The 23,967-nt window shown below is 51.3% G+C and carries 25 protein-coding genes and 2 tRNA genes; 22 read left to right on the top strand and 5 right to left on the bottom strand.

All coding sequences use genetic code 11. The features are described 5' to 3' along the window. Positions 1-23: 23 nt before the first annotated feature. The gene (locus Q8M75_RS00900; protein WP_305485188.1) at positions 24-416 is read left to right on the top strand and encodes a Rap1a/Tai family immunity protein; all 393 of its coding nucleotides are present in this window, start codon (positions 24-26) and stop codon (positions 414-416) included. An 11-nt stretch (positions 417-427) separates the two neighbouring features. Here Q8M75_RS00900 and Q8M75_RS00895 read toward each other — a convergent pair whose 3' ends face one another. Genes Q8M75_RS00895 through wrbA form a run of 3 tightly spaced genes read right to left on the bottom strand, consistent with a single transcriptional unit; the run spans position 428 to position 2,907 of the window. Beyond that, on the bottom strand, positions 428-1,849 hold the full coding sequence (locus tag Q8M75_RS00895) for an FAD-binding oxidoreductase (protein WP_305485185.1): 1,422 nt from the start codon (positions 1,847-1,849) through the stop codon (positions 428-430). An 11-nt stretch (positions 1,850-1,860) separates the two neighbouring features. Continuing rightward, positions 1,861-2,301 (bottom strand): DUF2069 domain-containing protein, encoded by a 441-nt coding sequence (locus Q8M75_RS00890; RefSeq protein ID WP_305485182.1) that lies wholly within the window; start codon positions 2,299-2,301, stop codon positions 1,861-1,863. Between the two features lie 3 nt (positions 2,302-2,304). Then, on the bottom strand, positions 2,305-2,907 hold the full coding sequence (gene wrbA / locus Q8M75_RS00885) for an NAD(P)H:quinone oxidoreductase (RefSeq protein ID WP_305485180.1): 603 nt from the start codon (positions 2,905-2,907) through the stop codon (positions 2,305-2,307). A gap of 76 nt (positions 2,908-2,983) precedes the next feature. Here wrbA and Q8M75_RS00880 point away from each other — a divergent pair, with 76 nt between their 5' ends. From Q8M75_RS00880 to Q8M75_RS00865, 4 genes are all read left to right on the top strand, one after another. Then, positions 2,984-3,835: a YhjD/YihY/BrkB family envelope integrity protein gene (locus Q8M75_RS00880; protein ID WP_305485177.1), complete on the top strand. Its 852-nt coding sequence runs from the start codon at positions 2,984-2,986 to the stop codon at positions 3,833-3,835. Positions 3,836-3,924: 89 nt separating this feature from the next. Next, positions 3,925-4,383: a CBS domain-containing protein gene (locus Q8M75_RS00875; protein ID WP_305485174.1), complete on the top strand. Its 459-nt coding sequence runs from the start codon at positions 3,925-3,927 to the stop codon at positions 4,381-4,383. A gap of 32 nt (positions 4,384-4,415) precedes the next feature. After that, positions 4,416-5,531, top strand: coding sequence for a chorismate synthase (aroC, locus tag Q8M75_RS00870; protein ID WP_305485172.1), 1,116 nt, complete (start codon positions 4,416-4,418; stop codon positions 5,529-5,531). A gap of 13 nt (positions 5,532-5,544) precedes the next feature. After that, positions 5,545-6,693 (top strand): MFS transporter, encoded by a 1,149-nt coding sequence (locus tag Q8M75_RS00865; RefSeq protein WP_305485170.1) that lies wholly within the window; start codon positions 5,545-5,547, stop codon positions 6,691-6,693. Between the two features lie 43 nt (positions 6,694-6,736). Here the strand turns inward: Q8M75_RS00865 and Q8M75_RS00860 are convergent, their stop codons facing one another. After that, the gene (locus tag Q8M75_RS00860; protein WP_305485169.1) at positions 6,737-8,404 is read right to left on the bottom strand and encodes an electron transfer flavoprotein-ubiquinone oxidoreductase; all 1,668 of its coding nucleotides are present in this window, start codon (positions 8,402-8,404) and stop codon (positions 6,737-6,739) included. Between the two features lie 151 nt (positions 8,405-8,555). On the opposite strand from Q8M75_RS00860, the gene Q8M75_RS00855 reads away from it, so the two are divergent. From Q8M75_RS00855 to Q8M75_RS00770, 17 genes are all read left to right on the top strand, one after another. After that, entirely contained in the window at positions 8,556-9,257 is a 702-nt protein-coding gene (locus Q8M75_RS00855) for a CoA transferase subunit A (RefSeq protein ID WP_305485168.1), read from the top strand. A gap of 11 nt (positions 9,258-9,268) precedes the next feature. After that, entirely contained in the window at positions 9,269-9,919 is a 651-nt protein-coding gene (locus tag Q8M75_RS00850; RefSeq protein ID WP_305485167.1) for a CoA transferase subunit B, read from the top strand. A 12-nt stretch (positions 9,920-9,931) separates the two neighbouring features. Continuing rightward, the gene (locus tag Q8M75_RS10095) at positions 9,932-11,827 is read left to right on the top strand and encodes an alpha/beta fold hydrolase (protein WP_371131723.1); all 1,896 of its coding nucleotides are present in this window, start codon (positions 9,932-9,934) and stop codon (positions 11,825-11,827) included. Continuing rightward, positions 11,824-13,857: a bifunctional (p)ppGpp synthetase/guanosine-3',5'-bis(diphosphate) 3'-pyrophosphohydrolase gene (locus Q8M75_RS00835; RefSeq protein ID WP_305485166.1), complete on the top strand. Its 2,034-nt coding sequence runs from the start codon at positions 11,824-11,826 to the stop codon at positions 13,855-13,857. The genes Q8M75_RS10095 and Q8M75_RS00835 overlap by 4 nt, the downstream gene beginning before the upstream one ends. Positions 13,858-13,875: 18 nt before the next feature. Beyond that, positions 13,876-13,952 (top strand) — tRNA-Val (locus Q8M75_RS00830). A 95-nt stretch (positions 13,953-14,047) separates the two neighbouring features. Then, positions 14,048-15,970: a threonine--tRNA ligase gene (gene thrS, locus Q8M75_RS00825; RefSeq protein WP_305485165.1), complete on the top strand. Its 1,923-nt coding sequence runs from the start codon at positions 14,048-14,050 to the stop codon at positions 15,968-15,970. Between the two features lie 47 nt (positions 15,971-16,017). Next, a complete protein-coding gene (gene infC / locus Q8M75_RS00820) occupies positions 16,018-16,545 on the top strand; it encodes a translation initiation factor IF-3 (RefSeq protein WP_199908344.1) in 528 nt (175 codons plus the stop codon). 119 nt (positions 16,546-16,664) lie between these two features. Beyond that, positions 16,665-16,862 (top strand): 50S ribosomal protein L35, encoded by a 198-nt coding sequence (gene rpmI / locus Q8M75_RS00815; RefSeq protein WP_011902674.1) that lies wholly within the window; start codon positions 16,665-16,667, stop codon positions 16,860-16,862. A gap of 25 nt (positions 16,863-16,887) precedes the next feature. Continuing rightward, positions 16,888-17,253: a 50S ribosomal protein L20 gene (gene rplT, locus Q8M75_RS00810; protein WP_108468905.1), complete on the top strand. Its 366-nt coding sequence runs from the start codon at positions 16,888-16,890 to the stop codon at positions 17,251-17,253. Between the two features lie 12 nt (positions 17,254-17,265). After that, positions 17,266-18,312 carry a phenylalanine--tRNA ligase subunit alpha gene (gene pheS / locus Q8M75_RS00805; protein WP_305485133.1) on the top strand — a complete coding sequence of 349 codons (1,047 nt, stop codon included), beginning with the start codon at positions 17,266-17,268 and terminating at the stop codon, positions 18,310-18,312. A gap of 28 nt (positions 18,313-18,340) precedes the next feature. Next, positions 18,341-20,827 (top strand): phenylalanine--tRNA ligase subunit beta, encoded by a 2,487-nt coding sequence (gene pheT, locus Q8M75_RS00800; protein WP_305485130.1) that lies wholly within the window; start codon positions 18,341-18,343, stop codon positions 20,825-20,827. Positions 20,828-20,897: 70 nt separating this feature from the next. Then, positions 20,898-21,215: an integration host factor subunit alpha gene (locus Q8M75_RS00795; RefSeq protein ID WP_305485128.1), complete on the top strand. Its 318-nt coding sequence runs from the start codon at positions 20,898-20,900 to the stop codon at positions 21,213-21,215. After that, positions 21,193-21,546, top strand: a complete 354-nt coding sequence (locus tag Q8M75_RS00790) for a MerR family transcriptional regulator (protein WP_305485221.1) — start codon at positions 21,193-21,195, stop codon at positions 21,544-21,546. The genes Q8M75_RS00795 and Q8M75_RS00790 overlap by 23 nt, the downstream gene beginning before the upstream one ends. A gap of 18 nt (positions 21,547-21,564) precedes the next feature. Further along, complete coding sequence (locus Q8M75_RS00785; RefSeq protein ID WP_305485125.1) at positions 21,565-21,978, top strand: VOC family protein; 414 nt, start codon at positions 21,565-21,567, stop codon at positions 21,976-21,978. A gap of 26 nt (positions 21,979-22,004) precedes the next feature. Next, positions 22,005-22,081 (top strand) — tRNA-Pro (locus Q8M75_RS00780). A 36-nt stretch (positions 22,082-22,117) separates the two neighbouring features. Continuing rightward, positions 22,118-22,522 carry a PaaI family thioesterase gene (locus Q8M75_RS00775; protein ID WP_305485123.1) on the top strand — a complete coding sequence of 135 codons (405 nt, stop codon included), beginning with the start codon at positions 22,118-22,120 and terminating at the stop codon, positions 22,520-22,522. 222 nt (positions 22,523-22,744) lie between these two features. Then, positions 22,745-23,032 (top strand): H-NS histone family protein, encoded by a 288-nt coding sequence (locus tag Q8M75_RS00770; protein WP_305485219.1) that lies wholly within the window; start codon positions 22,745-22,747, stop codon positions 23,030-23,032. 70 nt (positions 23,033-23,102) lie between these two features. Here Q8M75_RS00770 and Q8M75_RS00765 read toward each other — a convergent pair whose 3' ends face one another. Further along, positions 23,103-23,825, bottom strand: a complete 723-nt coding sequence (locus Q8M75_RS00765) for a helix-turn-helix domain-containing protein (protein ID WP_305485121.1) — start codon at positions 23,823-23,825, stop codon at positions 23,103-23,105. Positions 23,826-23,967 lie beyond the last annotated feature (142 nt).

Genomic DNA, 23,967 nt, shown 5'->3' with positions numbered 1-23,967 from the left:
CAATCAATAAAACAGATCTCCATATGAATACCCTCCATTTTTTTCAGCCTCTGCGGCGCGCCGCATTGGTCTTTGCGGCCACTAGTGTGATTAGCACTGGTGTATTCGCACAAACCCCTTTACCGAATAGCGATGCATCTACCGCTGCGTTTGTCGCGCTGTGTCAAAACCGAGCCGACGTGGAAGCACAAAATTTTTGCTTTGGTTTTGGTGAAGGCGTTTACCAATCGTCCTTGATGCAGCGTAGCCCGAGTGCCAAGCCGACTATTTGTGTGCCCAAAGGGATGTCGCGGGATACGGTGCTGTCTGAGTTTTTAGTGTGGACGCAAGCTCGCCCCCAATACAACGGGGAATATGCTGCCAAAACCATTATTCGTTTTTTAAGCAGCCGCTACCCCTGCGCTAAAACGCCGTAAGGTAGGCGCGTTTAAATCGAGACCACTTTATTGGGGTTGAGGATGTTGTCTGGGTCGAGCGCACGCTTGATCGCTTTCATCATGTCGTGGGCTACTGCGCCGCGGTGCGCACGTAAGCCACCGAGTTTGAGTTGACCAACTCCGTGCTCGGCAGAGATCGAGCCGCCGTATTGCTCGACCTGGGCATAGACCAGCTCATGAATCGCCGTTTCTTCAGCTTGATTAAATGCATGGGGGTCAACGCCCTTTGGCGGCGCAATGTTGTAATGCAAATTGCCATCCCCGAGATGTCCGAAGTTAATAATGCGGATGCCAGGGTATGCGCTACGCATCAACGCATCCGTACTTTGCATAAACTGATCTAAGCTCGATAGGGGCAGGGTGATGTCGTGTTTTAGGTTTGCCCCTTCTTGGGCCTGGGCGAGGGTAATGTGCTCCCGCATTTGCCAAAAGGCCTGCGCTTGCGATAGATTGCTAGCAATGATGGCATCCGACACCAAACTGTCTTCCAGGGCGGTCTCTAATATTTGCTCCAGCAAGAGCCGTACATGCTCTTCGCTCTCATGATCGGATAGCTCAATCAGGATGGTGTAGGGTGGCTTATTGCTCAGCGGATTGGCCATCTGCGGAAAATGACTGGCACATAAATCCAAGGACTCCTGCGTCATCATCTCAAATCCAGTGAGTAGCGATGCCGCTCGCTTTTGAAATAAACCCAAGAGGGCAATCGCCGAGGGAATGTCATTCGTAGCAACCAGAGTGGTCCATTGCGATAAGGGGAGGGGGTATAACTTCAATACGGCTGCAGTAATAATGCCGAGCGTTCCTTCTGAGCCAATGAAGAGATCGCGCAAGTCATATCCGGTATTGTCTTTGCGCAGCCCTTTGAGGCCATGCCAGATTTCTCCTTGTGCAGTGACGACTTCTAAGCCTAAACACAGATCCCGCGCATTGCCATAGCGCAGTACATTCGTGCCGCCGGCATTGGTTGCTAAATTGCCACCGATCATGCAGCTGCCTTCCGCTCCTAAGCTGAGGGGAAAGAGGTGACCTGTTTCGACCGCTGCCACTTGGATCGATTGCAAAATACAGCCGGCTTCCACCGTCATAGTTTGATTGGCAATGTCAGTGCTACGAATACGGTTCATGCGCTTTAGGCTGAGGACGATTTCATGGCCGCTGGGGTAAGGAGTAGCGCCGCCACAAAAGCCGGTATTGCCACCTTGGGTCACGATCGGCACCCTAGCAGCGATACAGCATTTCACAATGGCAGCCACTTCTTCTGTACTGGCAGGCATCACTACCGCTATTGCTTTACCGGTGAAGCGCTTACGCCAGTCGGTTAAAAAAGGCGCCTTGTCGTCTGCACTGATGAGGACATGGTTGGGCCCCACAATCGATTGCAATTCGGCGATAAACGATTCGGTATGCATGGCTTGATTGACTACGGTGTGGGTTGCTGGTCGGACTGCTGCTTGGATTGCAATTCTTTTTCTTTTTTCTGCCGTTTGTATTCTTGCTTGAGTGGCTTTAAATACATCAGTACGGCAATAAATCCAATCAGACTAAGCAGGGTCTCTAAAACCGCCATCCAAAAATTCGCACCGGTTTCAAATAAGCGCACTAAGCCTTCGGTCATGTAAATCAAGATCAGCATCGAGGCCCATTGCATGGTGTAGTTCTTGGCTTTCCAGATGCCCGGTATAGCAAAGAGCAAAGGCAGGCCTTTGAGTGCCATCCATGAGCCACCGGGCCTGAGTGGCGCAATAAACCATTCCCATACTACGCAAAGCAGGAAGAGTGCAGCAAATGCAGCCGTTGCTATTAAGACGTATTTATCTTTTGCTTCAATCGACTGCAGCAAGGAAGGGTCGCTATTTGGCATTGATTATGCTGACTTAAGTTGCAGGGCAATCTGCGCTAAGCGTTTGCCTTGGGCAATGGCTAAGCGTTTTTCTTCCGGACTAATGGGGGCACGGCCATCGGCATGGGCGAGGTGCGTGACGCCGTAGGGACTACCGCCTGTGGAGGTGGTCATCAGATCCGCTTCGCTATACGGCAAGCCGACTAAGAGCATGCCGTGGTGCAGTAGTGGAATCATCATGCTCAACAACGTCGTTTCTTGGCCGCCATGCACGCTGCCGGTGCTAGTAAAAACGCACGCGGGCTTGCCACTTAGCGCCCCGCTGAGCCACTGCGCGCTGCTGCCATCCCAGAAGTACTTCATGGGGGCGGCCATATTGCCAAAGCGAGTGGGCGAGCCCAGCGCCAAACCAATGCATTCTTCTAAATCACGGTATTCGGCGTAGGGCGCTCCGTCTTCGGGCACTGCAGGCTCCGTTGCTTCGCAGACGGCCGAGACGGCAGGTACGCAGCGTAGCCGAGCACTGGCACCTGGTACGGATTCAATGCCTTCCGCAATTAGCCTTGCCAAATCTCGGGTGGCGCCGTAGCGGGAGTAAAACAGCACCAATATGTTAGCGGTATTCATAAACCAAAGCCCATTTCTCTTATTTCATTTTGTTCAATGATGGCCATATGCCCTTGCAATCTCTTATGATACGGCGATGCAGCTCATTCGTAATCCCCAATTATGGCTTGCTTTGGCCCGCGAGTTAGGTCAGCGCAATCGCCACCTGCTGCTAAATCAAGTGGCGGGCAGTTTGGCCTTTACGACGACCCTAGCCCTGGTGCCGATGTTTACCGTCGGATCGATCCTGATTGGTTATGTGCCGCAGGTCATTGAGATGAAATACGCCCTGCAAGAGTGGATATTGAATACCTATTTGCCTGGTGGCATCAATCAGCCCATATTGAGTTACATCGATCAGTTTTCCGAAAAAGCCAAGGGCTTAACTTTATTCGGTTTGGCGGGCTTATTTGTGACGACCGTGCTCACGATGGCGGTGATTGAGAAAGCCTTTAATCACATCTGGCAGATTAAAGACAAGAGGCCATTTTTCAAACGGACGGCAATCTACTTTTCAGCTACGGTGCTAGGCCCGCTGGTATTGGGTGTTGGGATCTACCTCAGCGGATGGCTGCTCAGCGAAACCCAGGGCCTTACCGAAGCAGTCTCGATGCGATTTGAGGTATTTGCCCTCATTATTCCGCTCTTGCTCACCATCAGTTTATTTACCTTGGTGTACAAAGTGCTGCCATTTACTTTTGTTGCATGGCGCGATGCACTCTTTGGCGCTTTGTTGGCCGCCATCGTCTTTGAGTTGATGAAGTACGGCTTTGGCTTTTTTGTAACTAAAGTCCCGTTTTATAAAACCGTCTATGGCACCTTTGCCATCGTGCCCTTGGCACTCATTTGGATTTACGTAACGTGGTGGGTGACCTTGGCCGGGGCTTTGCTCGTAGCCAATATGCCCCTGATTCGGTCTGGATTACTGCAGACGGAGCAATCGATGTAGGGTGTTCCGCCTTGCAAGCAGCTAAGCTTAGGGCTATATTGGAATCAGTTTGGCGGATTCAGTGGGTAGTAATCGATCAAGGAGCAATCATGAAAGTCAGTGATATTTTGCAGGTGAAGGGCAGTGTGCTCTATACCGTCGCCCCGGATACGCCCTTGCAAACTGCCATTTTGGTGATGAGTGAACACGATATTGGTTCATTGGTCGTGATGGACTACGAGAAGCTCGTTGGGATCCTGACCTTCCGCGAAGTGATTAAAACCTTGGCATTGCATCGCGGCACTGTGGATGGACTGACCGTCCGCTCGGTGATGAGTGCAGAGCCCTTAACCTGCTCGATGGACACGGAACTCGATGAGGTCCGCCGCATTATGCTCACACAGCATGCACGTTATTTGCCGGTAGTTGATCAGCAGGTCTTGATGGGGGTCATTTCCTTTTACGACGTAGCGAAGGCCGTCGTCGAGGCCCAAGACTTCGAAAACTCGATGCTCAAGGCCTATATTCGGGATTGGCCGAGCGATGAAACGGAAAAAACCGCAAACTAAGCCCCCAATGCCAGCAATGCCATAATGGCGGTATGTCTGGAAATACCTTAGGCCTTCTCTTTAGCGTCACCACGTTTGGTGAATCCCATGGCCCCGCTATTGGTGCGGTGGTGGACGGCTGCCCACCCGGAATGCTTCTGAGTGAGGCAGATTTACAGCACGATTTAGATCGTCGCAAGCCAGGTACCTCACGCCATGTCACCCAGCGCAAAGAAGAGGACCGAGTCGAAATACTGTCGGGCGTATTTGAAGGCAAAACCACTGGAACGCCGATCGCTCTGTTGATTCGCAATACGGATCAGCGCAGCCAAGATTACGGCAACATTTTGCAAACCTTTAGGCCTGGTCATGCCGACTATGCCTATCACCATAAGTATGGCTTGCGCGATCCGCGTGGGGGCGGCCGATCTTCAGCGCGATTGACGGCGCCTGTCGTAGCCGCGGCAGCGATTGCAAAAAAATGGCTAAACGAACAGTATGGCACTCGCATTTACGGTTACATGAGCCAATTGGGCGAACTTGCCGTGCCTTTTGAGAATGCCGAGCACATCGAGCGCAATCCTTTCTTTGTGGCCAATAACTCGATGCTGCCTCAGCTCGAAGACTATATGGATGCCTTGCGCAAGGCAGGGGATTCCTGCGGCGCTAAGATTGAAGTGCGAGCAACCCATGTACCCATGGGCTTAGGCGAACCCTTATTTGATAAGCTCGATGCCGATATTGCCCATGCGATGATGGGCATCAATGCCGTGAAGGGCGTTGAGATTGGCGCTGGCTTTGCTGCGGTATCGCAGCGCGGTAGTGAGCATGGCGATGAGTTGCATCCCGATGGCTTTGCAAGTAATCACTCGGGCGGTACATTGGGCGGCATTAGCACTGGCCAAGACTTGCGTGTTGCGATTGCGATCAAGCCAACCTCGAGCATCATGAGCCCAAAGGAATCGGTTGATCTGGATGGCAAGCCAATGACAGTACAAACCAAAGGGCGGCATGATCCTTGTGTGGGTATTCGGGCAACCCCGATTGCCGAGGCGATGTTGGCCTTAGTATTAATGGACCATGCTTTGCGTCACCGTGCACAGTGCGCTGATGTTCAGGTAGCGATGCCAGCTATTCCAGGCGCTCGTCCTGGCGCACAATCTTCCTAAAGCACAAGCACGAATGACGCTATCGGTACGCTGGGCCTTCGGGTCCTTTTTCTTTTTGTACTTTGCTTACGTCGGCCTGATTTCGCCTTTTGCGAGTCTGTATTTTGTAGATAAGGGATTTAGCGCAATTGAGATTGCGGTGCTGATGTCGATGCTGCAGGTAACTCGCATCTTAGGGCCATTTTCGTGGGGCTGGTTATCCGACTATCTCTCGAATCGCATTGGCATTATTCGTTTCTGCGCAGCCCTTGCTAGCCTCGTGTTCTTATGTATCTTCTTCCTCGAAAGCTACATTGCCTTTTTTGTATGGATGTTTATTTTGCATACCATCTTAAGTAGCCTGACTCCGCTAGGGGAGGCAGCTACAGTGCATGCTTTATTTAAAGATGACTCCTTTGATAAACGCTACGGGCGATTGCGTTTATGGGGTTCAATTGGGTTTATCTGCATGGTGCTGCTCGCCGGTGAATTTTTTGATCGCTTTGGTATTGCCTGGTTTCCCTGGATTGGCGCAGCAGTACTCTTTTTGCTGGCAATCGATACCTGGTGCATGCGTGAACCAAAGCTCGATCGACGCCCCATGGTGCGCGGCGAGTTGCGCAGTGTTTTGGTTAATCCCGATGTTCGGTGGTTTTTGGTCTCCGGGTTTTTTATGATCTTTGCGCACGCCGCCTTGTACGTTTTTTTCTCCTTGTACTTGGTGAGTCTTGGATACGACAAATGGGAGATCGGCCTTTTTTGGGCGCTCGGTGTTTTTGCGGAAGTGGTTTTCTTTTATTTTCAGAGCAAAGTGCTCAGCCGCCTTGATCCCGAAGTGGTGTTGCAAGCCACTTTCGGTATGGGGGTGGTGCGCTTCATGTTGATCGCCTTGTATCCGACGACTGCCGTATTAATCTTGGCGCAGGTATTGCATGCCGGTACCTTCGCTGCGCACCACAGTGCCAGCGTCAAACTGATTCAGCGCTGGTTCTCAGGCCCCTTGCAAGCCCGCGGTCAAGCGCTATTCACCACGGTGTCGTATGGCTTAGGCGGTACGCTGGGTGGCCTTGCTGCCGGCTGGGTTTGGGAGGCACTGCAGCCACGGGATGTTTTTGTGATGTCCGCTTTGGCTTGCGGTCTCGCGGGCCTGGCGATTCAGAAAGTACGTCCGCGCACTATTTAGCATGAAGAAGGTCCCATGCAGGGACCTCGCCACTACATTAAAACTACATGGATGAATAGTTGGGACCGCCGCCGCCTTCGGGCGTAATCCAAATAATGTTTTGCGTGGGATCTTTGATGTCACAACTCTTACAGTGCACGCAGTTTTGCGCATTGATTTGCAATTGCGATTCACCATTTTTTTCAACGTACTCGTAGACGCCAGCGGGGCAATAGCGTTGCTCCGGGCCGGCGTAGGTTTTTAAGTTGACCTGTACTGGCACCGATGCGTCTTTGAGTGTAAGGTGCGCTGGCTGATCTTCCGCATGATTGGTGTTGGAGATAAAAACCGAAGAGAGGCGATCAAAGGTAATCTTGCCGTCTGGCTTGGGGTAATCAATCGGACGGTGCTGCGCCGCCGGCTCAAGGCATTCGTGATCGGCGCGGCGATTATGAATGGTCCATGGTGGATTGCCGCCCAAGAGCTTTTGCTCAAGGCCGACCATAGCCGTACCCAGATAAAGCCCTTTGGCCATCCATGGCTTGAAGTTTCTGGCTTGATTGAGTTCGGTATGCAACCAACTGTTTTCAAACGCACTCGGGTAGGCCGATAAGATGTCGTTGGCACGATTTTCCGCAATGGCGTTTACTGCGGCATCGGCCGCCAACATCCCCGTTTTAATCGCGGCATGGCTGCCTTTAATGCGAGATGCATTGAGGTAGCCCGCATCGCAACCAATCAGCGCGCCACCTGGAAACACCGTTTGCGGCAAGCTATTTAAGCCGCCCGCAGCGATGGCTCTAGCGCCGTACTCGAGGCGCTTGCCACCTTCAAAGGTGGGACGAATAGCAGGGTGCAATTTGTAGCGCTGAAACTCTTCAAACGGACTCAAGTAAGGGTTCTTGTAGGACAGACCCACTACCAAGCCAACGGCTACTAAATTTGTTCCAAAGTGATACAAGAATGATCCGCCGTAGGTTTGCGCATCGAGTGGCCACCCTGCGGTATGTACTACTAGCCCAGGATGGTGCTCTTCGGGCTTTACTTCCCAGAGCTCTTTAATGCCAAGGCCATAACTCTGTGGATCGCGGCCTCGATTTAAATCAAAGCGCTGCATCAGTTGCTTGCCTAAATGGCCGCGGGCGCCCTCGGCAAAGAGGGTGTACTTCGCATGCAGCTCCATGCCAAGCTGAAAGTGATCACCGGGCGTGCCTGATTTGCTAATGCCCATGGAGCCCGTTGCAACGCCCCGGACTGCGCCCTGTTCGGTGTACAAAATTTCCGCTGCGGCAAAGCCCGGAAATACATCAACGCCAAGCGCTTCTGCTTGCGTGCCTAACCAGCGGGTCAGGTGAGCCAGACTGATAATGTAGTTGCCCTCATTTTTAAAGCACGCTGGCAAAATCCAATTGGGGAATTGGTAGGCTTTTTGCTCGGTCAAAAACAGAAATTGATCGGTGCTGACAGGGGTATTTAAGGGTGCGCCGCGCTCTTGCCAGTCGGGAAACAATTCGGTAAGCGCTCGGGGGTCCATAACAGCCCCCGACAGAATATGGGCGCCGATTTCAGAGCCTTTTTCAAGAACGCAGACACTGATCTCACGATCACGGGCAGATGCCAGCTGTTTGGCGTGGATTGCAGCCGAGAGTCCGGCTGGGCCGCCGCCCACAATAACGAGGTCATACTCCATTGCCTCACGGACGGCGCTGTTACTTGTGTCAAATTCACTCATAGCGCTAGTTTAGTTCTATTCTGGGACGCTTTTTGGAGCGTGCATGCATTTGCCGCCCTGCGGGGACAAAATTGGTAGTCACATCCCAGATGCGCTCTAGGGTTATGATTGTGTTTTTCTACTTTTGCATACATTTTTAGGACAAAAGCCCATGAATAAGACCTACCCATCGGCAATCGAAGCCTTGCGCGGTGTATTAAAAGATGGCCAGACCATTGCCGTAGGCGGCTTCGGTCTTTGCGGCATCCCTGAGGCGTTGATCGCTGCCGTACGTGACTTGGGGGCGCAAAACCTGTCGGCTATTTCAAACAATGCCGGTGTTGATGGCTTTGGCCTTGGCCTGCTACTGGAATCGCGTCAGGTTAAAAAAATGATCGCATCCTACGTGGGCGAGAACAAAGAATTTGAGCGCCAGTATTTGGCGGGCGAACTAGAACTGGAATTTACGCCCCAAGGCACTCTCGCTGAGAAGCTGCGGGCAGGGGGCTGCGGTATTCCGGGATTTTTTACCAAGACAGGCGTTGGCACATTGGTTGCTGAAGGCAAGGATGTGCGCTCTTTTGACGGCGAAGATTACATCTTAGAGCGTGCATTGATTCCGGATGTTTCATTAGTTAAGGCGTGGAAGGCCGATCGTGCCGGTAATTTGGTATATCGCTATACCGCACGTAACTTCAATCCAGTCGTCGCCATGGCTGGCAAGGTAACCATTGCGGAAGTAGAAGAGATTGTGGAAAACGGCGAGCTCGATCCAGATCAAATTCATACCCCCAGTATTTACGTGACTCGCCTGGTGCTCAATGCCAATCCCGAAAAGCGGATTGAGCAACGCACATTGACACAAGCCGCTTAAAGGAAAAGAAGATGCCGTGGAATAGAGATGAGATGGCAGCGCGCGCTGCTAAAGAATTACAAGATGGTTTTTACGTTAACCTCGGTATTGGTATGCCGACCTTGGTTGCTAACCACGTTCCCAAAGACATGGAAGTCTGGTTGCAATCTGAAAACGGATTATTGGGGATTGGCCCATTTCCGACTGAAGCGGAGGTGGATGCCGATGTAATCAATGCGGGCAAGCAAACCATTACCTTGATTCCTGGCTCTGCCATTTTTTCTTCGGCAGATTCTTTTGGGATGATTCGGGGCGGAAAAATCAACATTGCTATTTTGGGCGCCATGCAAGTCAGCGAGCACGGTGATTTAGCCAACTGGATGATTCCAGGAAAGATGGTCAAAGGCATGGGCGGCGCGATGGATTTAGTGTCGGGCGTGAAGCATGTGGTGGTCTTGATGGAGCACGTTGCTAAGAAAAAAGACGGCACCGAAGAGCTCAAGATATTGCCTAAGTGCACATTGCCCCTGACCGGATTGGGTGTAATTAACCGCATCATTACGGATTTAGGCGTGCTCGACATCACTCCCAAGGGCTTAAAGCTAGTGGAGCTAGCCCCTGGTGTGACAAAAGAAGAGATCATTGCCAAAACAGGCGCCCCGGTAGACGTTACAGGGTTTTGATTTAGTGAAATAATGGGATCAACCATGGTTGATCCCCGTTCTTCCCCTTCCCAAGCAGCATCAGCAAGCGACGCTGATCAGTACAGCCTGCTCCATATTCATAAGCGTGGCGATGCTGCGCATTCCCACCGCCGCGAAACATCCAATGCATCCCTGCTTGGCTTAGCGCTGGCGATTACCTTTTCATTTGCCATAGTTGAGGCGATTGCCGGCTACCTAGCGGGATCACTTGCCTTGCTATCCGATGCGGCGCATATGGTGACCGACGCCGCCGCACTTGGCTTGGCACTCTTTGCGCAAATCATTTCCCGACGTCCGCCATCAGCGCGCCATTCTTTTGGCTTTGGCCGGGCTGAGGCTTTAGCTGCGTTTGTAAATGCGATTGCCATGTTGCTACTGGTGGCCTGGATTGTGGGTGAGGCGATCACCCGTTTTTACACACCACACATTGTCGATGGATTAACGGTGGCGATTGTTGCTGCGATTGGCCTTGTGATGAACGTGATTGTTGCGGCGATATTGTCGCGTGATAAAAAGAGCGTCAATACCCGCGCTGCCTTAGTGCACGTCATGGGCGATCTATTGGGGTCAATTGCCGCGCTGATCTCGGGCGTCGTGATTTATTTTTCAGGCTGGATGGAAATCGATGCGTGGCTCTCGATCTTGGTAGCCTTGTTAATTCTGAAATCCACTTTCGCCATTCTCAAAGAGTCGTATCACTTTTTAATGGAAGGGGTGCCGCTGAGCATTGATTACATTGCGGTTGGCAAAGATCTCCATGCCGTGAAGGGCGTACGTGCCGTCCATGATTTGCACGTGTGGGAGATGTCGCCTAATCAGCCCGCCTTAATTGGGCATATTGAAGTCGATTCACTGCGTCAATGGCCGGCGCTCATGCGACGGATTAATGCGATGCTCCTGGAGCGGCATGGCATTGATCATGTGACCTTGCAACCGGAGCTGGTATCCGATCTGCAGGATGACGACAATGCCATCAATAATGCAGCACCAGCACCAGCATCAGCGGTAGCGCCAAAATTAATTCATCGTGGTGAACGTTTTTATGTCGAGTGCGCTAGTAGTAATGCCAGCGGCTTACATCGCATGGCGTATCACACCTGGGGTGATCCTTCCAATCCTCGGGTATTGATCTGCGTGCATGGCCTCACGCGCCGGGGCAGTGACTTTAGAACCTTGGCTGAGGCCATGTGCAAAGACTATTACGTTGTATGCCCGGATGTAGTTGGGCGAGGCGATTCAGATTTTTTAGAAAACCCCATGCTCTACGGCATTCCGCAGTACGTTGCGGATATGACCACCTTAGTAGCGCGTTTAAATGTCACGTCGATTGATTGGTTCGGAACCTCGATGGGTGGTTTGATTGGCATGGTGTATGCCGGTATGCCGGATTCACCGATACGTCGCATTTTGATTAATGACGTGGGTCCGCGGATTGAGCCTGAATCACTCAAGCGTTTAAGTTCCTATGTGGGTCAACCCTTTGCCTACTCCAATCGGGCTGAGGCATTAACGGTTTTAAATCGGATCTGCGCCAGCTTTGGTTCCCACACACCAGAAGAGTGGGAACGCTTAAATGGCCCGCTGTTGCAAGAAGTCAATGACCTCTGGTCGCTGCATTACGACCCCAAGATTGTGATTCCATTTGCAGCGGTTAATCCCGTTTTAGCGAAAGCCGGGGAGATGGCATTGTGGAATCACTTCGATGCGATTACGGTACCTATCTTGATTGTGCGCGGCGGTGATTCGGATTTATTGTCCGGCGCTACTGTTGAAGAAATGCTCAAGCGTAATCCCCATGCACGCAGCATCACGATTCCCGGGGTGGGTCATGCGCCTGCCTTTTTAAAGCCCGAGCAAATTGCCCTTGCCGCTGAATTCTTTTCATGAGCGTGAAGAAGGACCAGTCTTCCGCTGAGCTTTTGCCAACGCAGTCGGCTTTAGTGGATTCATGGCAGGGCGAGCCGCCTGAAGAGCATCAGGCTGGTGTTCTCAGCATCTTGCAGTTACTGCATTTGGATGAACCCAGTTTGCTGGCCGCAAGCCACCTGGATAGTTCTGTAGGTAAAGAGGCGCTTGCCAAAAAACTAGGTGACGAGTCTGCCCGTTTGCTGGCGGGTTATCGCAGCCTACGGCAAGCCCAAGCCAAAATAGTCAAAGCCGATGGTGGGATTAGCGTGGCCGGCCAAGAGGAAGTGCTGCGCAAAATGCTCTTGGCCTTTGGTGACGACTTGCGAGTTGTACTGATTTACCTTGCCTCGCGCTTGCAAACCTTGCGCTGGATTAATCAGGAAAAAATTCCGATGCAGGCTGCCTGGGCGCAGGCCTTTTTGGATATTGATGCCAGCTTAGCCAACCGCTTGGGTATCTGGCAAATGAAATGGGAAATGGAGGATTTGGCTTTTCGCGTTTTAGCGCCGCCGGTTTACCGCGAGATAGCCACCATGTTAGATGCCAAGCGTGCTGAGCGCGAAGGCTTTATCGTCAGCATCATTGAAGAGCTCAAGCGGGTATTGGGTGAGGCAAGCATATCGGCAGATGTGCAGGGCAGACCGAAACACATTTACAGCATTTGGAAAAAAATGCAGGGCAAGTCCTTGGACTTCGCGAATTTATATGACGTGCGGGCATTTCGTATTTTGGTAGAAGACGTGAAGGATTGTTATGCTGCGCTTGGTTTAGTGCATAACGTCTGGCAGCCCATTCCGCGCGAGTTTGATGATTACATTGCAAGGCCTAAGCCTAACGGATACCAGTCCTTGCATACCGTGGTCATGGATGTGGATGGCGTTGCGTTTGAAATTCAGATTCGCACGCACGCGATGCATCAACAGGCAGAGTATGGTCTGGCGGCACACTGGCGTTACAAAGAGGGCGCAGCGCCTGTACCTAAAAATGCGGGGGGCACCCACAGCGCGGCGGTAGCCTATGAGCGCCAAATTGCTTGGGCCAGGCAATTAATTTCCTGGAAAGAGGATGCCTGGGACCAACTGAAGAACCATGCGATTGACGATCACATCTATGTATTAACTCCGCTAGGCAAAGTGATTGCGCTGGAAAAGGGATCTTCACCCATTGATTTTGCCTATGCGGTTCACACTGATTTAGGCCACCGTTGCCGCGGCGCGCGGGTTGATGGCTCGATGGTGCCGCTCGATACGAGCCTATCCAACGGCCAAACGGTAGAGATCATTGCGGTAAAGCACGGTGGACCATCGCGCGATTGGATTAGCCCTGATCGGGGGTATTTGCGCTCCCAGCGTGCTCGGAGCCGCGTACGGGCTTGGTTCAATGCACTCGATGATGAGGAGGCGGGCGCAAGTAATGCAACGAAGTCAAACGCTGAAGCGAAAGGACCCACAAAGGACAATAAACCGGATGCGCAGCCCTTGGCGGTCGTATTGCACCAACAGACCCGCTCTACAAAGTCATCCAGCGATGTCCTGGTTGTCGGGGTTGATTCTTTATTGACACAGTTGGCGCGCTGCTGTCGCCCAGTGCCGCCCGATGCGATTGCTGGCTTCGTAACGCAAGGGCGGGGTGTATCGATTCATCGGCGCTCCTGCAGCACCTTCCGAGGTTTGCTGGAACGTGCTCCAGAGCGTGTGATTCAGACCGCATGGAATGCCATGCCCGAGCCTGAAAGCGGGCCATCGTCAACAAAACAGGGTGCCCAAAACCGATCCAAGGTCTTTCCGGCGGATTTGGCGGTGACCGGTCTTGATCGCCCCGAGCTAATGCGCGAGCTGTTTGAAGGCCTATCCCGCCAAGGAATTCATGTGATTGATTTGCGTAAATCGGTGCGTCGCGGGATCGCACAAATTTTGCTGACGGTCGAAATTGCCGATGCCGAGGCCCTGCGGCAAGTCCAAAATAGCCTAGAAGAGTTGAAAGGCGTGACCCAAGTACGCCGGCGGTGATAAACTCTTGATCTTTATAGGCTCGTAGCTCAGCTGGTTAGAGCACCACCTTGACATGGTGGGGGTCGTTGGTTCGAGTCCAATCGAGCCTACCAACGAAATACCTAGATAGGCGCGGTTGCCGCAAAGCATCCGCGCCTTTTTAGTAATGTATGACGCAGTAAGCCAAATTCAATGGAGATGGAATTTCATGGTTGCAGTCACTCTACCGGACGGATCCAAACGCGAGTTCGACGCACCGGTGCGTGTTCTGGACGTTGCGCAAAGCATCGGCAGCGGTCTTGCTAAAGCAGCCTTGGCCGGGATAGTCGACGGCCGGATGGTCGATACCAGCTTTTTGCTTGAGCGCGATAGTCAACTGGCCATCATCACCGATAAAAGCCCCGAGGCCCTTGATATTGTTCGGCACTCTACGGCACACCTCTTGGCTTACGCTGTAAAAGAATTATTCCCCGAGGCTCAAGTCACGATTGGTCCGGTGATTGAGAACGGTTTTTACTACGACTTTTCCTTTCATCGCCCCTTCACGCCAGATGATTTAACTGCCCTTGAAAAGCGCATGGCGGAGCTCGCTAAAAAAGATGAGCCAGTAACGCGTAGTGTGATGCCACGCGATGCGGCCGTGCAATTTTTTAAAGATCAAGGCGAGCATTACAAAGCCGAGATCATTGCCAGTATTCCGCAGGGTGAGGATGTTTCGCTGTATACCGAAGGTAAATTTACCGACTTATGCCGCGGCCCCCATGTGCCCTCAACTGGCAAGCTCAAGGTCTTTAAGCTGATGAAGCTGGCTGGCGCGTATTGGCGCGGCGACAGTAAGAATGAGATGTTGCAGCGGATCTATGGCACGGCCTGGCTTAAAAAAGAAGATCAAGATGCCTATTTGCATATGCTGGAGGAAGCTGAGAAGCGCGACCACCGCCGCTTAGGGCGTTATCTGGATTTATTCCATTTTCAGGACGAAGCGCCGGGCCTCGTATTTTGGCATCCCAAAGGCTGGTCGATTTGGCAAACCGTTGAGCAATACATGCGCAAGGTTTACCAGGACGAGGGCTATCACGAGGTAAAGGCGCCGCAGATTTTGGATCGAGGCCTGTGGGAAAAATCAGGCCATTGGGAAAACTACAAAGAGAATATGTTTACGACCGAGTCGGAAAATCGCTCGTATGCACTCAAGCCCATGAACTGCCCAGGGCATGTTCAGATTTTTAACTCGGGCCTCCATAGCTATCGCGAGTTACCGCTGCGCTACGGCGAATTTGGTCAGTGCCATCGCAATGAGCCATCCGGCGCACTGCACGGATTAATGCGGGTACGCGGTTTCACCCAAGATGACGGTCATATTTTCTGTACCGAAGACCAGATTCAGTCGGAAGTAGCCAGTTTTGATAAAGCGGTCCGGGCGGTCTATGCTGATTTTGGCTTCTCTGAGGTCGACGTCAAGCTAGCCTTAAGGCCAGCTAAGCGCGTGGGCGATGATGCGATTTGGGATAAAGCCGAGGAAGCCTTGCGCGGGGCCCTCCGGGCATCCGGCCAAACCTGGGAAGAGTTGCCGGGCGAGGGCGCCTTTTATGGTCCGAAGATTGAATACCACCTGAAGGACTCGATTGGCCGTTCTTGGCAGTGCGGCACGATGCAGGTGGATTTCTCCATGCCGGCTCGCTTAGGCGCGGAATACGTGGCGGAAGACAATGCTCGCAAAGTACCGGTGATGTTGCACCGGGCGATTGTGGGGTCCCTCGAGCGTTTTATTGGGATTTTGATCGAAAACCACGCTGGAAACATGCCCGTTTGGCTTGCTCCAACCCAAGCAGTTGTCCTCAATATTTCAGAAAATTCAGCTGCTTACGCTCAGCAAGTCCAGCAATTGCTGAAAAAACAAGGGTTTAGAGTGGATGCGGATTTGCGAAATGAGAAAATTACGTATAAAATACGCGAGCACGCATTGCAAAAGCTCCCTTATTTGCTGGTTGTTGGCGATAAAGAGCGTGAAAGTAATACGGTAGCCGTTCGTGCCCGTGGCGGAGTGGATCTAGGCGTAATGCCTTTAGACGCATTCGTTGCCCGACTCCAGCAGGATATATCCCAGAAGGTCGGTCCCGAGCTGAATTAAGCCTGGGGGATGACGGTTTTTATTGTTTTTGATGAAGGAATTAGAAGATCGCTACTGAAAAATTGCAACGCATTAATCGGGAAATAACTGCTCCTGAAGTGCGTTTGGTTGGAATCGATGGGGAAGCCCTCGGTGTAGTTAAGTTGAACGAAGCTTTGGCTTTGGCAGAAGAGAAAGAAACCGATTTGGTTGAGATTGCTCCGACAGCCGTGCCACCCGTAGTCCGATTGATGGACTTTGGTAAGTTCAAGTACCAAGAAGCCAAGCGTCAGCATGAAGCCAAGCTGAAGCAAAAGGTAATTCAGGTGAAAGAAGTGAAATTTCGCCCGGGTACCGATGATGGTGACTATGGTGTGAAACTACGCAATCTGATCCGTTTTTTAGAAGATGGCGATAAGACAAAGATTACGCTGCGGTTTCGGGGTCGTGAAATGGCCCACCAAGAAATCGGAGTACGGATGTTGGAACGCTTGAAGTTGGATTTGCAAGAGCATGGCCAAGTTGAGCAGTTTCCGAAGATGGAAGGTCGGCAGATGGTAATGGTGCTAGCACCAATCCGTAAGGCCAAGGCTTAAGTAGTTTAGTTTTTGTAGGGAGGCGTCGTAAGGCGCTGGCAGTTTGAAGTGCTGCTAGGTACAGGAAGAATAACCGTCGGTTATCACCTAGGTAGTGCGAATGAAAGAAGGGGAACTTCATGCCCAAAATGAAGAGTAAGAGTAGCGCCAAAAAGCGCTTCACGGTCCGCGCAGGCGGCACCATCAAGCGAGGTCAGGCATTTAAACGCCACATCCTCACGAAGAAAACAACCAAGAACAAGCGTCACTTGCGTGGCTCCACTGAAGTAGCGAAAGCGGACGTTAAGTCCATTCGCTCGATGCTTCCGTACGCTTAACCTCAGACTAATTTAGGAGAATTCAATGCCAAGAGTCAAACGTGGGGTTACAGCAAGAGCCCGTCATAAGAAAGTTACCGACGCCGCAACTGGCTATCGTGGACGTCGTAAAAACGTATTCCGTATCGCTAAAGAAGCGGTTATGCGCGCAGGCCAATACGCCTATCGCGATCGCCGTAACAAAAAGCGGGTATTCCGTGCTTTGTGGATTGCGCGTATCAACGCCGCAGTACGTGAGCATGACCTGAGCTACAGCGTATTCATGAACGGTATGAAGAAAGCGGAGATCGAACTCGATCGCAAAGTGCTTTCCGATATGGCGATCATGGACAAAGAGGCATTTGCCGCTTTGGTCACACGGATTAAGTCCGTCGTTAACGCCGCAGCTTAATTACAAGCTGAAATGGTTTCTCTCGACCACATTGTCGAGGATGCCAAACGCGATTTCTCCGGGGCTGCTGATGCAGCCGCCTTGGAGGACGCGAAAGCCAGGTACCTCGGTAAATCAGGTGTTCTCACTGAGCGTTTAAAAGCGCTTGGTGGAATGTCGCCTGAAGAACGCAAAAGTGCCGGCGCATTAATCAATCAAGTTAAATCTGCAGTAGAGGCTGCCCTACAAGAGCGCCGTCAGGCATTGGCCGATGCGGTATTGCAAACCCGTCTCGCAGCTGAATCCATCGATGTATCGCTGCCAGGTCGGACTCAGTCAGTAGGTAGTCTGCACCCGGTGATGCGAACCTGGGAACGGGTAGAAGCGATCTTTCATTCGATTGGCTTTGATGTTGCTGATGGTCCTGAGATCGAAACCGATTGGTTTAATTTCACAGCGCTCAATAGCCCCGAAAATCACCCCGCGCGTTCGATGCAAGATACGTTTTACGTTGATGGTGTCGATACCAAGGGCAAGCCTTTATTGCTGCGTACCCACACCAGTCCGATTCAAGTGCGCTACGCGAGTGAGCACGTTAAAAAGTACGCGGGCGCGAAGGTGATGCCACCTATTAAAGTGATTGCCCCGGGTAGAACCTACCGGGTCGATAGCGATGCCACGCATTCACCGATGTTCCATCAGGTAGAAGGTTTGTGGATTGCTGAAAAAGTATCCTTTGCTGATCTCAAGGGTGTTTACACCGATTTCTTGCGGACTTTCTTTGAGACCGATGCCTTAGAGGTACGCTTTCGTCCATCGTATTTTCCATTCACCGAGCCTTCCGCCGAAATTGACATGGCGTTTGCGAGCGGCAAATTAGCAGGACGTTGGCTGGAGATTTCAGGAGCAGGGCAGGTGCATCCGAATGTATTACGCAATATGGGCATTGATCCCGAGCGCTATACCGGCTTCGCATTTGGCTCGGGTCTTGAGCGCATGACCATGCTGCGTTATGGCGTCGACGATCTACGCCTCTTCTTTGAAAACGACTTGCGCTTTTTGGCGCAGTTCCCTGCTTAATACTTCCATACTGAAATTGATCTAGCCCATGCAATTTTCTGAATCCTGGCTCCGTCAGTACGTCAATCCCGCTCTGGATAGCAAGGCCTTGGGTCATGCGATGACAATGGCTGGCCTTGAGGTTGAAGAGCATTATTCCGTGGCGCCGCCATTTTCTCAGGTGGTCGTTGCCGAAATTATGTCGGCAGAGCAGCATCCAGATGCCGATCGTTTGCGGGTATGCAAGGTCAATGCCGGCACCGGTAGTGAGTTGCAAATTGTGTGTGGCGCCCCGAATGCCCGTGTTGGCATCAAGATTCCATGCGCACTCGTTGGAGCATTGCTTCCGCCTGCGGAAGAGGGTGGTAAGCCATTCCAAATTAAGGTCGGTAAGTTACGCGGCGTTGAAAGCCAAGGCATGCTCTGCTCTGGGCGTGAGCTCGGACTTGGGGACGATCATGAGGGCATCCTGGAGTTGCCACTCGATGCACCCGTTGGCGCCAATATTCGTGAATATCTCGAGCTCGATGATCAGATCTACGTGATCAAACTAACGCCGAATAAAGCGGATTGTTTATCGCTCGCTGGCTTGGCGCGTGAAGTCGCTGCGATTACCGGTGCGCCATTGTGCGGACCAAGTTGGACCGCGCCAATTCCAACCATTGCCGATACCGTAAAGGTGCAGATCGATGCGCCGGATTTATGCGGGCGGTTTGCAGGCCGCGTGATTCGCGGCGTTAATCCAAAAGCCAAAACACCAGATTGGATTATTCAGCGTTTATGCCATGCAGGTCAGCGGAGTATTTCGCCTTTAGTCGACCTATCCAATTACGTCATGCTGGAGATGGGTCAACCGACCCACGTGTTCGATCTCGATCAATTGCAGGGTGATTTGCACGTGCGCTGGGCAAAGCCGGGCGAACAGATTGCGCTACTGAACGAGCAAACGCTGAATCCAATTGTGCAGGGTGAGGTATCAAATCAATTGGCTCAAGGCGTTGGTGTGGTTGCTGACAATACCGGGCCAGTGAGTCTTGCCGGCATTATGGGCGGCAATGTCAGTGCAGTCAGTGATGACACGGTGAATATTTATGTTGAGGCTGCATTCTGGTGGCCCGCTGCAATTCAAGGCCGTGCACGGCGATTTAACTTTACAACGGATGCAGGCCATCGCTTTGAGCGCGGTGTTGATCCTGCCGCTACCGTTACGCACCTCGAGTATTTATCATCCCTCATTTTGGATGTGTGCGGCGGTCAAGCCGGCCCCATTCAGGATCAGATTACGCAATTGCCAGAGCGTAAGCCAGTTTGCTTGCGCCTGCAACGCGCTATCGATGTGATTGGTATTCCGTTGACAACCGCGATTGTGAGTGATGTTTTCACACGGCTTGGTTTTGAATTTACCGTCAATGACGGCGCTGATGCTGCGAAGACTACTTTTGTAGTGACGCCGCCCAGCTACCGTTTTGATATGGAGATCGAAGAAGATTTAATCGAGGAAGTTGCGCGCCTCTATGGTTTTGAAAACATTCCAGACTATCCGCCGACAGCCGCATTGAAGATGAGCGCTCCACCCGAGGCGCGTCGCAGTGTTCATCGCTTACGCCATGCTTTGGCACAGGCGGGCTATCAAGAGGCGGTCAACTTTGGCTTTACCGATCGCGAGAGTGAAGCGCGTTTGTCAATGCACCAAGGCGATGAAAGCCAAACAATTCAAGTGCGTAATCCCATCGCCAATCAGTATGCCGTGATGCGCAGCACCCTATGGGGTGGTTTATTGGGCAATCTACGGGCTAACCTGAACCGCAGCAGCACCCGCGTTCGTCTCTTTGAGATTGGCCGTGTATTTATGCGTAATCCCTCGCAAGGTGAGTCGCCAGGGATGGTTGCCGGTTACGATCAGCCCCGTCGCGTTGGTGGCTTAGCGTATGGCTCAGCCTTGCCAGAGCAGTGGGCTAGCAAAAGTAGGGCAGTTGATTTTTTTGATGTGAAAGGCGACCTGGAAAGTGCGTTTGCACCACTGCAGTTTATTACTGCTGCCGCCGTACACCCAGCCCTGCATCCCGGGCGATCAGCGCAAATTGCATTTAAGGTGGGTAAAAAAACCATTCCGGTTGGCTGGATTGGTGAGTTGCATCCAGCCTTGCAACAGGCTTATGAACTGCCCCAAGCACCAGTTCTATTTGAATGCGATTGGGATGCGCTGGCTGAAATCGGCCTACCAGCACCCATGGAGATTAGTAAATTCCCTGCAGTGCAGCGTGATTTAGCTGTGGTGGTAAAGCAGACTGTTGCGGCGCAAACCTTGCTGGATGCGATGGGTTCTGCCGGGCAGACCTTAGTGCGTCAAGTTGAAGTCTTTGATGAGTTCCGACCCGGGCCTGGTAGCAGCAGCATGGCTGCGGACGAGAAAAGCCTCGCGTTTCGTATTACATTGCAAAATCCAGCAGAAACATTGCAGGACGCACAAATCGATGCTGCAATTGCAGCATTGCTCAAGGCACTCGAAAAGTGCTGCAATGCTCGGCTACGATAAAAAATATTGCTACACTGAAATTAGACATCGTCATAATAGTTAAGCCATTTGAAATAGATAAGAGCCCCTCATGAATGTAAGTAATCAGACTGTGACGAAAAATGAACTATCCGAAGCCTTATTTGATCAAGTGGGCTTAAATAAGCGCGAAGCTAAGGATATGATCGATGCTTTTTTTGATCGCATTGGTGAATCCTTAGAGGTAGGTACCGAGGTCAAAATTTCTGGCTTTGGGAACTTTCAGCTGCGCAATAAGTCAGCAAGGCCTGGTCGTAATCCCAAGACTGGGGAAATGATTCCGATTGCAGCACGCCGCGTGGTGACATTTCACGCTAGTCAAAAACTCAAAGATGCGGTCGAGTCGCATGCTCGAGAAAACAGAGCTTGATTCTGGGTTGGTGCTGCTGGTCTCGCAGCTGCCACCAATACCCTCAAAGCGTTATTTCACGATTGGTGAAGTAGCCGAACTCTGCGGAGTGCGCTCGCACGTACTGCGGTATTGGGAGCAAGAGTTTGCCCAGCTCCGCCCGCAAAAACGCCGAGGCAACCGCCGCTATTACCAGCATCACGAGGTTGTTCTCATTCGCAAGATTCGGGCACTTCTCTATGAAGAAGGTTTTACCATCAGCGGTGCCCGCAACCGTCTGGATGAGGTTCGTGGCGAGCTCAAACTCCGCGATGAGCTCGAGTCAATCTTGCACATGCTATCCAGTAAATAACAAAACAGAAAGAACGCAATGCACCCATTTCATTTGGCTTTCCCGGTCGACAATTTGGAATCTGCCCGCCAGTTTTATGGCGGTCTTTTGGGCTGTCCCGAGGGTCGTAGCTCCGATGAGTGGATTGATTTCAATTTATTTGGCCATCAAATTGTTGCCCACTTAGCCCATGGCGAGGCCATCAATGATGTCCATTCCGATGTGGATGGAAAAAAAGTCCCGGTTCGGCATTTTGGAATTGTTTTATCCATGCCGGAGTGGGAGGCCATGGCCGACAAGCTCAAAAAGGCTGGTGTTGAGTTTGTAATTGAGCCCTACATTCGGTTTAAGGGCGAGGTCGGTGAGCAGGGAACCATGTTCTTCTTGGATCCATCGGGCAATGCTATCGAATTCAAGGCGATGGCTCAGCCGGATCGTCTGTTTGCCAAGTAAGCAACTGCTACAATTTTAGTTTCAGTCGGGGCGTAGCGCAGCCTGGTAGCGTACATGCATGGGGTGCATGTGGTCGGAGGTTCAAATCCTCTCGCCCCGACCATCCGTTTTCTTCATTCGCCTTTTTGCGAGCACATTCATGAGCCTTTCCCAAAAACAGCCCACATCGTATTTTGGGCTCACCATCCCTTTTCTTGACTTTATTGGCGTGGTTCCAGACTTTGCTGAGAACGGCAAGTCCCGCATTTGCCTAGACCTTCGTCCAGAGCATCTCAATAGCTTTCAGGTGGGTCATGGGGGTCTTAGCATGACTTTGCTTGACTTTGCCATGGCTGCAGCAGCTCGCAGCGCCCATCCCGATGCCAAGGGTATGGTGACAATCGATATGACCGTCAGCTTCATGCGCCCATCCACCGGCAAGCTCATCATTGAAGGCAAGCTCCTGAAGGCAGGAAAAAATATTAATTACTGCGAAGGTGAGGTGATTAATGAATCTGGGGTGATTACTGCCAAGGCGTTAGGTAGCTTTATGATGCGCCGGTAACTATTCTCAGCAATCTGAAATAAATAATAATATTTATAACGATTATGTATCAAATTATATAATTCATTGGTAATAATCATATATAAATTGCGTTAAAAATACCCCCTTGGTAATGAATTAATTATTTAATATCATCCTTTTATTTAATAATGTGTTTATAATTAATTACCCATTATTTAGATGGCTTATTCATTATTAACCAATGCCGGAGATATTCAGACTATGCCTTCCTATCAGGAATTATTAGCCCAGCGGGAACAGCTGGACAAGCAAATTAAAGAAGCAGTGCAGCGTGAAAAAGCCGATGGCATTGCCAAGGCGAAGGTAATTATTGAGCAATACGGCTTAAATGCATCGGATTTGTTTAGTCGTAAGGCCGGCGGAACACGCGGACCCAGTGGCAAGGTTGCTCCCAAATACCGTGATCCTGCAACCGGCGAGACATGGACGGGCCGCGGTAAAGCCCCAAAATGGATTGAAGGTAAAAACCGAAGTTCATACGCTATCTAATTGATTTAAATAGTTTTATTGAATAAAGGCCGTCGTTGACGGCCTTTATTTTTACTTTTAAGGTTTTAGATTAAGTCATCGCCCGCTGGCCCCATTCGCATTTACGGCCCATTCCCTCTAAAAAGACGGATTCGAGTGCAGCAAACCGGTTTGGGCTCTGATTGCTGAGTCCAGAATCAACGCTAGTTGCCGGATAACCCAGAATCAGCGGGTTTTCAGTGAGCACCATTTCTTCTGCCTCTAAAGCCTCTTTTTCACTGGGAGCTGGTTTTAGAACGCCTGCATTTTCTCCTGCCAACTGCAATACCCCAGGATGCAACTGAATAAATCCCTCATCGACCAATATGGGGATGCGTTGCGTGCGGCTGTTTTTACTTAAATAATGGATTAAATGGACCTGCTCCACTGGCGGAATTAATGCATCCAGGTAAATCAGATCGGGAGCAATGGAAACAGCCTGCATTAACCCCTCCAGGCTATCCATGGATATCTCCATATCTACTTTGAGTTGCCAATCGAGCATGGCATTCGCCAATTCAAGGCTATTTTCGGTACGGCGAAAGATGCCCATTAATACGCAATGGGTACTCGCCTTTTGCCGCATGGTGCGTTGGCGGCGCTGCAATTGCTGCTCTAGAGAGCTCGCTAGGATGCGGCGATGACCACCTCGGGTTTTCCAGGCGATTAATTCACCCAGTTCCACCATTTTTTGAACGGTGCCGAGGGATACATTAAGTACTTTAGCGCTTTGACGGGTGCTGAGGTATTCCAAATCGGGGGTTATGGCTTTCATTTTTCCTTAATTTGCTAATGTTGTAGGAGATTCAAAGCATAAAAAGCATTTCATCTTGGATCTATCAGGATCGGATGAAATAAGCGTAGGAAAGATCCTATTTAATGGTCAGGAAATTCCATAATTCGGGAAGGAAATAGGG

Origin of the sequence: Polynucleobacter sp. (assembly GCF_030693775.1) — a bacterium.
GTDB lineage: Bacteria > Pseudomonadota > Gammaproteobacteria > Burkholderiales > Burkholderiaceae > Polynucleobacter.
The sequence above is the reverse complement of the archived record's forward strand: the minus strand, read 5'-3'. Positions and strand labels throughout refer to the sequence as shown.